General features: G+C 72.6%; 9 protein-coding genes. 8 read left to right on the plus strand and 1 reads right to left on the minus strand.

Going from position 1 to position 12,012, the window contains the following annotated elements; genetic code table 11:
• Nucleotides 1–44: 44 nt before the first annotated feature.
• The 4 genes from ACIBST_RS24920 to ACIBST_RS24935 all read left to right on the plus strand — a co-directional run bounded on the left by ACIBST_RS24920 (nt 45) and on the right by ACIBST_RS24935 (nt 4,193).
• The gene (locus ACIBST_RS24920) at nt 45–1,223 is read left to right on the plus strand and encodes a sensor histidine kinase (RefSeq protein WP_397174959.1); all 1,179 of its coding nucleotides are present in this window, start codon (nt 45–47) and stop codon (nt 1,221–1,223) included.
• Between the two features lie 126 nt (nt 1,224–1,349).
• Nucleotides 1,350–2,099: a LytR/AlgR family response regulator transcription factor gene (locus ACIBST_RS24925; RefSeq protein WP_397174961.1), complete on the plus strand. Its 750-nt coding sequence runs from the start codon at nt 1,350–1,352 to the stop codon at nt 2,097–2,099.
• Nucleotides 2,100–2,245: 146 nt separating this feature from the next.
• Nucleotides 2,246–2,686, plus strand: a complete 441-nt coding sequence (locus ACIBST_RS24930) for a hypothetical protein (RefSeq protein WP_397174963.1) — start codon at nt 2,246–2,248, stop codon at nt 2,684–2,686.
• A 46-nt stretch (nt 2,687–2,732) separates the two neighbouring features.
• Nucleotides 2,733–4,193, plus strand: coding sequence for a cation acetate symporter (locus ACIBST_RS24935; protein ID WP_387665299.1), 1,461 nt, complete (start codon nt 2,733–2,735; stop codon nt 4,191–4,193).
• Between the two features lie 1,890 nt (nt 4,194–6,083).
• Here ACIBST_RS24935 and ACIBST_RS24940 read toward each other — a convergent pair.
• Nucleotides 6,084–7,076: a LacI family DNA-binding transcriptional regulator gene (locus tag ACIBST_RS24940; RefSeq protein WP_397174965.1), complete on the minus strand. Its 993-nt coding sequence runs from the start codon at nt 7,074–7,076 to the stop codon at nt 6,084–6,086.
• Between the two features lie 11 nt (nt 7,077–7,087).
• On the opposite strand from ACIBST_RS24940, the gene ACIBST_RS24945 reads away from it, so the two are divergent.
• The 4 genes from ACIBST_RS24945 to ACIBST_RS24960 all read left to right on the plus strand — a co-directional run bounded on the left by ACIBST_RS24945 (nt 7,088) and on the right by ACIBST_RS24960 (nt 12,011).
• On the plus strand, nt 7,088–8,266 hold the full coding sequence (locus tag ACIBST_RS24945; protein WP_397174967.1) for a trans-sulfuration enzyme family protein: 1,179 nt from the start codon (nt 7,088–7,090) through the stop codon (nt 8,264–8,266).
• 165 nt (nt 8,267–8,431) lie between these two features.
• Nucleotides 8,432–8,761, plus strand: coding sequence for a DUF485 domain-containing protein (locus ACIBST_RS24950; protein ID WP_352324458.1), 330 nt, complete (start codon nt 8,432–8,434; stop codon nt 8,759–8,761).
• Between the two features lie 17 nt (nt 8,762–8,778).
• Nucleotides 8,779–10,398, plus strand: a complete 1,620-nt coding sequence (locus ACIBST_RS24955; RefSeq protein WP_397175450.1) for a cation acetate symporter — start codon at nt 8,779–8,781, stop codon at nt 10,396–10,398.
• 221 nt (nt 10,399–10,619) lie between these two features.
• Nucleotides 10,620–12,011 carry an ABC transporter substrate-binding protein gene (locus ACIBST_RS24960; protein ID WP_397174969.1) on the plus strand — a complete coding sequence of 464 codons (1,392 nt, stop codon included), beginning with the start codon at nt 10,620–10,622 and terminating at the stop codon, nt 12,009–12,011.
• The last annotated feature ends 1 nt before the right edge of the window (nt 12,012 follow it).

Consider the following 12,012-nt stretch of genomic DNA (forward strand, 5'->3'; position numbering starts at 1 on the left):
CGGGCCGGTGCCGCGGGCGGCGGCGGGCGCTAGGCTCGGGGCGCGTGGAGTACCTGGTCGGCGTCGCCGTCGTGGCCGTGCTGGTGGGCGTGCCCGCGATCGTGCTCTGGCGCGTCATGCGGGGCCGCCGCGAGCTGGGCACCAGCCCGGCCGAGCGGGCCACGTTCGAGACCCTGCACACCGCCTCCATGGCCGGGCCGCCGCTGCGGGCCGGGCTGACCCCCGAGGGCGCCGAGCGCGCCTCCCGCCACCTGCGCGCGCTGCTCGGCTCGGCCGCGCTCGCGATCACCGACCGCGAGCGCCTGCTCGTCTACGACGGCGCCGGCGACCACCACGCCGCCCAGGCGTTCGAGCACGCCGCCGCCACCTTGCAGGACGGCCGCACCCAGGTGCTCACCATCGACTGCGAGCTGCTCGAATGCCCGATCCGGCACGCCGTCGTCGTCCCGCTCACCACCGACGACCGCCTGGTCGGCGCGCTGGCCGCCTACGGGCAGAACGCCTCGGCCGGCCTGGTCAGGGCGGCGCAGGAGGTGGCCGGCTGGGTGAACTCGCAGCTGGAGCTGGCCGAGCTCGACCGCTCGCGCACGCTGCTCATGGAGGCCGAGGTCCGGGCCCTGCGTGCGCAGATCTCGCCGCACTTCATCTACAACTCGCTCACCACGATCGCCTCCTTCGTCCGTACGGACCCCGAACGCGCCCGCGAGCTGCTGCTGGAGTTCGCCGACTTCACCCGCTACTCCTTCCGGCGGCACGGTGAGTTCACCACCCTGGCCGAGGAACTGCACTCGATCGAGCGCTACCTCACCCTCGAACACGCCAGGTTCGGCGACCAGTTGCAGGTCACCCTGCGCATCGCCCCCGAGGTGCTGCCGGTGGCCGTGCCCTTCCTGTGCCTGCAGCCGCTGGTCGAGAACGCCGTCCGGCACGGACTGGAGAGCCGCAACGGCGTCGGCCGCATCACGATCATCGCCGAGGACGCCGGCGCCGAGTGCCGCATCAGCGTCGAGGACGACGGCCTCGGCATGGACCCCGACCGGCTGCGCCGCATCCTGGCCGGCGAGATCGCCCCCACCGGCGGCGTCGGCCTGGCCAACGTCGACGAACGGCTCCGCCAGGTCTACGGCGACGAGTACGGCCTGGTCGTCGAGACCGGCCCCGGCGCGGGCACCAAGGTCAACGTGCGCCTGCCGAAGTACCACCCCGGCGTCTCGGCCCGCTGACCTCCCCCGGTCCGCCCCATGCCTGCCCCCACCTGTGACCCCCACCTGTGACCCCGCCGTGACGGCCTTGACGTTTGGTGCCGGTTTCATCACTGTCTAATGCATTCGAGGTGTGAGGAGTGACGTGTGACCGGGCTGCGCGTCCTGGCGGTGGACGACGAGCTACCCGCGCTGGAGGACCTGTCCTACCTGCTCCGCGCCGACGCCCGCATCGGCGAGGTGGTGACGGCGCGCGACGGGGCGGCCGCGCTGCGCCTGCTGGACCGCGGCATCGCCGAGGGCCGTCCGATCGACGCCGTCTTCCTCGACATCCGCATGCGCGGCCTGGACGGCGTCGTGCTCGGACGGCTGCTGTCGCAGTTCGCCAACCCGCCGCGGGTCGTGTTCGTCACCGCGTACGAGGAGCACGCGGTGGACGCCTTCGAGATCAAGGCCGAGGACTACCTGCTCAAACCGGTACGTCCCGAACGGCTCGCCGAGGCCATCAGGCGCGTGGCGGTCTCGGCCGACGTGCCCGCCGAGACCGGCGAGGGCGACACCATCCCCGTCGAGCTGGGCGGCGTGACCCGGTTCGTCTCCAGCGCCGACGTCCTCTACGTGGAGGCCCAGGGGGACTACGCCCGGCTGCACACCGCGAACGGCAGCCACCTCGTCCGCATCCCGCTGGCCACGCTGGAGGAGCGCTGGGCGCCGGCCGGGTTCGTCCGGGTGCACCGCAGCCATCTGGTCGCCGTCAAGCACATCGAGGAGCTGCACATCGACTCGGGCCGGTGCAGCGTGCGGGTCGGGGACACCGAGCTCCCGGTGAGCCGGCGGCACACCCGGGAGCTGCGCGACCTGCTGGTCCGCCGCGCCAGGAAGGGCAGGACGGAATGACCTCCGACCCCCGGCCCGACCCCCGGCCCGACCCCAGCCAGGATCCGCGGCCTGATCCCCGCCAGGGTCCCCAGCCCGATCCGCGCCAGGGTCCCCGGCCCGACTCCCGGCAGGAACTCCGCCAGGAAACCCGGCAGGGGCGTCCGGTGGGGGCGCCGCGCACCGATCCCGCGGCCCGCCGCACCGACGCCGCCCGCCGCATGGACGCCTTCCGACGCTCCGAGACGCCGCGCCGGATCAGCGTCACCAGCCCGCGCGCCGCCGCCGCCCGCCGCCCCCGCTACCCGGCCACCAGGGAGATCGACGAGCAGACCCGCCTCGGCGAGGTCTACATGCGCTCGCTCCTGCGCACCCAGTTCCGGCTCGCCCTGTTCGTCTGCACCGTGCTGGCCTGCGTGGTCGGCGGCCTGCCGCTGCTGTTCCTGCTCATCCCCGAACTGCGCGAGGTGGACGTCCTCGGCGTCTCCCTGCCGTGGGCGGTGCTGGCCGGGCTCATCTACCCCGCCTTCGTCATCGGCGCCTGGCTGTACGTCCGCCAGGCCGAGCGCAACGAACGCCACTTCGCCGAGCTGGTGGAACGCCGGTGACCGGCGCGAAGGGCCCCTCGTGAGCCTGGCCGCCGTGGTCGTCGTGATGGCGGCGGCCGTGCTCATCGGCGCGTACGGCATCAGGTTCTCCCGCACCACCTCCGACTTCTACGTCGCCTCCCGGACCGTCAGCCCCCTGTGGAACGCCTCCGCCATCGGCGGCGAGTACCTGTCGGCGGCCTCCTTCCTCGGCGTCGCCGGGCTCATCCTGTCCTACGGCGTGGACATGTTGTGGCTGCCCGTCGGATGGACCGGCGGCTACCTGGTGCTGCTGGTGCTGGTGTCGGCGCCGCTGCGGCGCTCGGGGGCGTACACGCTGCCCGACTTCGCCGAGGCCAGGCTGGAGTCGATGACCGTGCGCAGGACCGCCAGCGTGCTCGTCGTCCTGATCGGCTGGCTGTACCTGATGCCGCAGTTCCAGAGCGCCGGGCTGGTGCTGCGCACGATCACCGGCGCGCCGGTGTGGGCGGGCGGGCTGCTGGTCGCGGGCGTGGTGGCGGTGAACGTGCTGTCCGGCGGCATGCGGTCGATCACGTTCGTGCAGGCGTTCCAGTACTGGCTCAAGCTGACCGCGCTGGCCGTGCCGCTGGTGTTCCTGCTGCTGGCCTGGAAGGGCGACGGCGCGCCCGCCCTCAGCGTCCAGGACGCCACCACCTGGCAGATGCCGCTGGCCGGGGCCAAGGAGTACGGGCTGTACTCGACGTACTCGCTGATCCTGGCCACGTTCCTCGGCACGATGGGCCTGCCGCACGTGCTCGTGCGCTTCTACACCAACCCCGACGGCCGGGCCGCCCGCCGTACGACGCTGGTCGTGCTGACCCTGCTCGGCGCGTTCTACCTGCTGCCCGCCCTGTACGGCTGGCTCGGCCGCCTCTACGCCCCCGACCTCGTGCGCACCGACGCGGTCGTGCTCACCCTGCCCAGCCGGATGATCGGCGGCACGCTCGGCGACCTGCTCACCGCCCTCGTGACGGCCGGGGCGTTCGCGGCCTTCCTGTCCACCTCCTCGGGGCTGACCGTGTCCGTCGCCGGGGTGATCGCGCAGGACCTGCTGAAGGGCGGGGTGCGCTCGTTCCGGATCGCCACGCTCATGGCCGTCGCCGTGCCGCTGGCGCTGGCGCTGTGGGCGCGGGCGCTGCCCGTCGCGGACGTGGTGGGGCTGGCGTTCGCGGTGGCCGCCTCGTCGTTCTGCCCGCTGCTGGTGCTGGGCATCTGGTGGCGGCGGCTCACCACCACCGGGGCGCTGGCGGGGCTGTTCGTGGGGGGCGGGCTCGCGTGCTCGGCCGTGCTCGCCACGATCACCGGGGGGCCGTACGAGGGGCTCACGGGGGCGCTGCTGGCCCAGCCGGCGGCCTGGACGGTGCCGATCGCGTTCACGGTGATGGTGTCGGTGTCGTTCCTGACGCCGCACCGCGTACCGCCCGGGGTGGCCCGCACGATGGTCCGCCTCCACACCCCGGAGAACCTCGACCTGGACCGCGGCGACTGGCACCCCCGCTCCCCCTGACCCCACCCCCGCCCCCGGCCCGCACTCTGCCGACCCACACCCGCTCGGCGGTCCCGCACCCGGCTGACCCGCGTCTGCCCGCCGGTCCCGCGCCCGGAGGACGCGCGCCAGCATGCCGACGGACGTCTGCCCGCCCTCCCGCCGTCCTCAGGCGCCGGAGACCTCCCAGCTCACGACCAGCCCGCCGCGACGCCCCCCAACCGCTCCGACGCCACCCCGTCCCCACTGGCCCCCTCGTTCCGCGCCACATCCCCGGCCCCCGCCCTGGCTCCGGCACCCCTTCCTCTCCCGGGGCCGCCTTCGGTGCCAGTGCCTCCCAGGGGGCGGGCACTGCCTGTGACACCGGTACTGCCCTCGGCTCCCCGGGCTCCGGCGGTTCCCGTCGTCTCGGCAGTCCCCGCGCGCTCGCTTCGCGTGGGGCGCGGGATGCCGCGCTGGTCGCCGGGGGGTTCGCTCTGGGGCGATGGGTCCAGGCCGGGGCGGTACGGGCCGGTTGCGCGTGGGGACATCCCGCGGCCGGCCCGCGGCTGATTCGCCCCTTCCCGCGGGACGTCCGGCCGGGCCGCCCCCTCTGGCTCGGTGTCGGCCGGGGCTGCGGTCCGCCCTGGGCGTGGCTGGGCGGTCCCCTGAGGGGGGACGTGCGGACGGGTCCACTCCTGTGGCGTGCTGCCGGGATGCATCGCGGGACGGCCGGACGGCTGCCGCTGCGCTGACCCTTGCGGCGTCTGGACAGGCTGGGCCGACGCCTGTGACCGAGGCCCGGGTTGGGACGGTATCCGGTGGGCGAGGCCGGAGTGGGACGGCTCCTGCGGCGGAGGGTCCAGACCAGGGCGAGGGCCGACGCCGGCGTGCGGGGTCTTGGAACGACCAGGCCCCGGATCCCGGTCGTCGGGTCGGCCCCCGCGGGAACGACTGTCCGCAGGCGACGGCATGACGTCCCGAGCCTGCCGGGAGGGCTCGTGCGGAGCGGCGCTCGCGGTGGGAGGCTCGTGCCGGGTGACGCTCGCGGTGCGTGGCTCGTCCGAGGTGAGCGGTTCGTGCGGGGTGGTGCTGGCGGTGGGTGGTTCGTCGGGGAGGGTTCCTTCGTCGGGGGCGAAGTACGGTCTGGTGGGGGGCGTGGGGTGGGGGGCGTCGCTGTGCCGGGTGGCCTGTTCGGTCATGGGTCTGGCGGCCGTGCCGGCGTGGGTCTCGACGTCGAGCACCTCGTGTCCCGGGACCGTGTGCGGGGCCTCCTCGCGTGGGGCCGCGTGGTGGATGGTGCGTCCGGTGGCGGCTCCCAGGTCGCCCGCGTGCTTGCGCTCCGGTCGCCAGGAGGGGGCGCCGCCCCTCGGCCACCCCCGCCGCATCCCGCCGCCCTCCTCCGGTCGGCCACCCCCGCCCCTGCCTCCCCGCGCCGCCGAAGCGGGCGTCCCGGGCGCTCCGGAGGCGGGCGTTCCCGAGGCGGGCGTCCCGGGAGCGGACGTCCCCGAGGTGGGGGTGTTCATGGAGTTCGGGGTGGTGGGGAAGGCGTGGCGGGGGGTGCGGGGCGGGGGAGTGGCGGTGGTCGAGGGCAGGTGGTCCAGGAGGTGGGGGGCGGCGGTCAGGAGGTGGTCGATGAGGTGCGCCACGTCGTCCAGCCGCACCCGCAGCGTCGCCCGCGCCTGCGCGCCGCCGCCTTGGGCGCCCGGGGTCCGGCCCTCCGGTCCGGCCTCCTCGACCCGCATCTCGGAGATCTCCAGGCAGACCTCAGCGTTCGGACGGGCGGACGCCGAGGCGTCGGAGCCGAGCGCCTGCTCCTCGGGCGTACGGTCATCGCGGTACGGGCTGCTCTCGGCCATGACCTGCGATTACCCCTCACCTATCCCATCAGACCCCGACATATGGGGACTTGGAGGAGGCTTGACCGGAAGGTCAGGCGGGCGGCAACTCCCCGGACCCCCGGACGACCAGCTCCACGGGAACCGTGATCCGCCGCGGCTCGCGGACGGGATCCAGCAGCAGCTCCACCGCGCCGCGCGCCAGCCTGCCGATGTCGTACCGCACCACCGTCACCCCCGGGCTGAACAGGCCGGCCAGCGCGAAGTCGTCGAACCCCACGTACGCCGGCCGCTCGGGACGCCCCCGCAACGCCTGGAGCACGCCGATCGCCGCCCGGTTGTTCGTCGCGAAGAACGCCGTCGGCGGGTCGGGCAGGCCGAGCAGCCGCCCCACCTCGCACGCCACCCGCCCCGGATCGAACACCCCTCGCACCACCAGCGCCTCGTCGGCCGCCGCCCCCGCCTCGCGCAGCGCCGCCCGGTAGCCGCGGGCCCGGTCGTGCACCGAGCTCAGCCCGTCGTCGTCGGAGATCAGCGCGATGCGACGGTGCCCGTGGGCGAGCAGGTGCGCGGTCGCCGTCCGGCCGCCGCGCTCGTCGTCGAGCATGACCACGTCGGCCCGGTCGAGCCCGCGCGGCACGCGGTCGACGAAGACCGTGCGCGGTCCGCCGTGCTCGGCCAGCCAGGAGTGGTCGGCCGGCGAGGGCACGACGATCAGCGCGTCCACGCCCCGCGCGTGCATCGACTCGATCAGCATGCGCTCCTTGTCCGGACGCTCCTCGTACGAACCGAACACCACCAGCGCCTCGTGCTCGGCCGCCGCCGCCTCCACCGCGGCGGCGAGACGGGCGTAGAACTCGTTGGAGATGTTCTCCATCACCAGGCCGAGCGTGAGCATGCTCGCGCCGCGGGCCAGCCGGGCGGCGGCCTCGTTGCGGCGGAAGCCGAGCGCGCTGATCGAGTCGTGCACCCGCTGCTGCAGCGAGGCCCGGACGTGCGGCTCCTGGTTGACCACGCGGGACACCGTCTTCAGGCTGACGCCCGCGTGCCTGGCGACGTCCGCCATGGTGGGCTTACGCGTTGTCATAGTCTGCCCCCATGGAGGATGAGTGGATCTGCGGCCGGATGGGCGAGGACGAGCCGTGGACGCTGGGCGCGGTGAACCCGCCGGTGTTCGAGAACTCGTTGTTCACCTTCGGGACGGCGGCCGAGCTGGGCGCCGCGATCCGGGACGAGGACGAGCGGTACGTCTACGGCCGCGGCACCAACCCGACCGTCGACGTGGCGCAGCGCAAGCTGGCCGCGCTGGAGCGCGGTGAGCGGGCCAAGTGCTTCGGCTCGGGGATGGGCGCCATCTCGGCGACGATCTCCTCGCTCGTCTCCGCCGGTGACCACGTGCTGGTGCTCGGCGCGGTGTACGGGCCGACCACGCAGTTCCTGCGCTACCTGGAGAAGTACGGCGTCACGCATACGCACGTCGACGACCTCGCGGGATGTGACAGCGCTATCAGGGCGAGTACCCGCCTACTCTACTTCGAGTCGCCCTCCTACATGGCGTACGCGATCGTGGACATCGCCGAGGTCGCGGCCTGGGCGCGCGGGCGCGGGCTCGTCACGGTCATGGACAACACCTGGTCCACGCCGCTGTTCCAGAAACCGCTGACGCTGGGCGTGGACCTGGTCGTGCACTCGCTGTCGAAGTACGTCGGCGGGCACAGCGACCTGGTCGGCGGCGTGGTGGTCGGGCCGGCCCGGCTGATCCGGCCGCTGGCGCTGACGGAGTACCAGCTCTACGGCGCGGCCATGTCGCCGCACGACGCGGCCAAGGTGATCAAGGGGCTGCGTACGCTGCCCGTGCGCATGGCCGCCCACCAGGAGCGGGGGCTCGCGGTGGCGGCGTTCCTGGAGGGGCATCCCGCCGTACGGGCGGTGAACCATCCGGGGTTGCCCTCGCATCCGGGCCATGCAATCGCGTTGCGGCAGATGTCCGGCTTCTCCAGCCTGTTCAGCATCGAACTCGCCACGGACGATCGCCAACAGGCCGCACTTTTCCTCGATAAATTGCGACATTTCAGGATCGGGGTGTCCTGGGGTGGCTTCGAGAGCCTGGTCAACGCCCCCGCCCTGACCGTCGAGGAGAGCGTACGGGCCACCATGGGCATCCCCGTCGGCCTGGCCCGCCTGTCGGTCGGCCTGGAGCCCGCCGCGACCCTCGTCGAGGACCTGGATCAGGCGCTGAGCGCACTGCCGGGCCCGCCGCGTCCGATATCGGGGTGAACGGAATACCCGACCGCTCATCGCGCTGAACAGACCTTTCACCGCAGGCCATCCCCAACTGATCGCGGTACGCGAGCGGCTCGCCGAACAGCACCCCCACGCCTCTCCACGACGGGTAGGTTGCGCTCTTACGTTGAGCGTGATCCGCATCACAGTGGAGGTCTCGTGACGACCAGAGAACATGACGCGTCCGTCTATGAACAGGTGCAGGAGAGCAGTGAGTTCCAGGAGTTGAAGCGGCGTTTCCGCCGCTGGACCTTCCCCATGACGGTGGCCTTCCTGGTGTGGTACCTGCTGTACGTGGTGCTGTCCGGCTGGGCCCGCGGCTTCATGGGCATCAAGTTGTTCGGCGACATCAACGTCGGGCTGATCTTCGGGTTGCTGCAGTTCGTCTCGACGTTCCTCATCGCGTGGGCGTACGCGCGGCACGCCGAGAAGAAGCTCGACCCGATCGCCGACAAGCTCCGTCACGAGGTCGAGGAGAAGACGCAGTGAGTTCCACGACGCTGGGGATGATCCTCTTCCTCACCTTCGTCGCCGGCACCCTGGCCATCACTTTCTGGGCCAGCCGCCAGACCAAGACGGCCGCCGACTACTACGCGGGCGGCCGGTCCTTCAGCGGCGTCCAGAACGGCCTGGCGATCGGCGGCGACTACATGTCGGCCGCCTCCTTCCTCGGCATCGCCGGCATCATCGCCGTCTCCGGCTACGACGGGTTCCTGTACTCCATCGGGTTCCTGGTCGCCTGGCTGGTGGCGTTGCTGCTGGTGGCCGAGCTGATGCGGAACTCCGGCAAGTTCACCATGGCCGACGTGCTGGCGTTCCGGATGAGCCCGCGCCCGGTGCGCACGGCGGCGGGCGTGTCCACGATCGTGGTCAGCATCTTCTACCTGCTGGCCCAGATGGTCGGCGCGGGCGCGCTGGTCGGCCTGCTGCTCGGCATCACCAGCGAGGCCGGCAAGGTCTGGACGATCATCGGCGTCGGCGCGCTGATGATCGTCTACGTGGTGTTCGGCGGCATGAAGGGCACCACCTGGGTCCAGATCGTCAAGGCCGTGCTGCTGATGACCGGCGCGGCGCTGGTGACGCTGCTGGTGCTGGGCAAGTTCGGCTTCAACCTCTCGTCCCTGCTCGGCCAGGCCGCCGCCACCAGCGGCCCGAAGGCCAACCCCGGCAACTTCCTCATCCCGGGCCTGAAGTACGGCACCGACGCCCAGGGGCTCGCGGGCAAGATCGACCTGATCAGCCTCGGCCTGGCGCTGGTGCTCGGCACGGCGGGCCTGCCGCACATCCTCATCCGCTTCTACACCGTCCCCACCGCCAAGGACGCCCGCAAGTCGGTCCTGTGGGGCATCGGCATCATCGGCGTGTTCTACCTGCTGACCCTGGTGCTCGGCTTCGGCGCGGCGGCCATCGTCGGCAAGACCGACATCCTCAAGGCCGACAAGGCGGCCAACACCGCCGCCCCGCTGCTCGCCGAGCGCATCGGCGCGCAGATCTTCGGCGAGGTCGGCGGCACGATCCTGCTCGCGCTCATCGGCGCCGTGGCCTTCGCCACGATCCTGGCCGTCGTCGCGGGCCTGACCCTGGCCTCCTCCTCCAGCTTCGCCCACGACCTGTACGCGCACGTCTTCAAGCGCGGCGGCGCCAGCGAACGGCAGGAGGTCGTGGTGGCCCGCGTCTCGGCGCTGGTCATCGGCGCCATCGCGATCGGCCTCGGCATCCTCGCCCAGGGCCAGAACGTGGCGTTCCTGGTCGCCCTGGCCTTCGCCATCGCGGCCTCGGGCAACCTGCCGGCGATCCTCTACAGCCTGTTCTGGAAGAGGTTCAACACGGCGGGCGCGGTCGCGGCCATCTACGGCGGCCTCGGCTCGGCGCTGATCCTGGTGATCTTCTCGCCGGTGGTCTCGGCCCCGCCGCCGCCCGCGGGCGGCGCGGTGACCGCGCTGATCCACGGCGTGGACTTCCACTGGTTCCCGCTGAGCAACCCGGGCATCGTCTCGATCCCGCTCGGCTTCCTGTTCGGCTGGCTGGGCACGATCCTCAGCAAGGAGTACAACGCCGCCAAGTACGCCGAGATCGAGGTGCGCTCGCTGACCGGCGTGGGCGCCGAGAAGGCCACCGAGCACTGACCCCCGCTCTCCCGGACGGACGGGGCCCGGCCTGCCACAGGCCGGGCCCCGTTTACGCGTGCCCGGCGGGGGAAGCGGTCCCGGGCTCTGCCGTCACCTCTGACCGGCGGAGAGAACCCAGTGACGCGAGCGGTCGGCACGATTTCGGCGACACCGGTACGTTCTCCGACAGACGAACACACTGCCCCGCGCCGCCTTGAGAGTGTGGAGGGCGAAACCCCATGAGATCCCCCATCGTCCGCTGGCCGGCGCTCACCCTCTCCCTGGCTCTGGCCCTCGCCGGGTGCGCCAAGGGGACCGGCGGGGGGCCGCCGGCCGCCCAGCAGGCGAGCCGGTACGACCCGGCCGCCACGTTCACGGGCACCCTGACGGTCATGGGGTTCGGCGGCGACGACGAGATCGGCGCCACCCGCCTGGCCAAGGCCAAGGCCGCGCTCGGCGGGGCGGACGTCAAGCTCGTCGAGGGCGACCTCGACATCCAGCAGTTCCTGTCCTCGGTGGCGGCCGGCGACCCGCCCGACCTCGTCTACGCCAACCGCGACCAGATCGGCACCTTCGCCTCCCGCGGCGCGATCGTCCCGCTCACCGCCTGCGTCAAGGGCGAGGGGATCGACACCTCGATGTACGACGAGAACGCCCTGGCGCAGGTGACGTTCGGCGGCGAGGTCTGGGCCGTCCCCGAGTTCAACCAGGTCCAGATCGTCATGGCCGACGCCGGCCTGCTCAGGCAGGCCGGGCTGACCGTCGCCGACGTCAACGGCTCCGACTGGGCGAAGATCACCGAGGCGGCGAAGAAGCTGGTCAAGGCGCCGGGCGGCAAACTCCGGGTGATCGGCTTCGACAGCAAGCTGCCCGAGTTCCTGCCCCTGTGGGCCAAGGCCAACGGCGCCGACCTGCTGTCACCCGACGGCCGCACCGCGCGGCTCAACAGCCCGCAGGTGGTCGAGGCGCTGGAGTTCGCCGTCGGGATCTACGCCGCCCAGGGCGGCTTCGCCAAGGTCAAGGCGGTGCGCGACGCGGCCGACTTCTTCGGCAAGGGCAACCAGTTCGCCGAGCACGAGCTCGGGGCGATGCCCATGGAGCAGTGGTACGTCAACGTGCTCAACGACGTCTCGCCCGAGGCGCCGCTGGCCTTCGACGCCTTCCGCACCCCGCGCGGCGAGCCGCTGGCCTACTCGTCCGGCTCCGCCTGGGCCATCCCCAAGGGGGCCGGGAACGCCGCGGCCGCCTGCCGCTTCGCCAAGACGATGACCCTCGTGGACACCTGGACGGCCGCCGCCCAGGCCCGGCTGGACAAGCGCAAGGGCGAGGGCAAGCCGTTCACCGGCGTGCTGACCGGCAACGTGCGGGCCGACAAGGAGATCCGGAAGATGGTCACCTCGGGCGGCGAACCGTGGGACTCGGGCGTCAAGGCGTTCTACGAGGCCAACGAGCACACCTTCAGCCTTCCGGCGAACCCGGCCGACAAGGAGTTCAAGGACGCCTGGCAGGGCGCGGTGAACCGGGTGCTCAACGGCCAGGACCAGCCCCGGCAGGCGCTCGACAGGGCCCAGCGGGACGCCCAGGCCGCGCTCGACAAGGCGTGGGCCTGGTGGACGAAGCGCACCGGCTGAC

Origin of the sequence: Nonomuraea sp. NPDC049684 (assembly GCF_044465345.1) — a bacterium.
In the GTDB taxonomy this organism is placed as follows: Bacteria; Actinomycetota; Actinomycetes; order Streptosporangiales; family Streptosporangiaceae; genus Nonomuraea.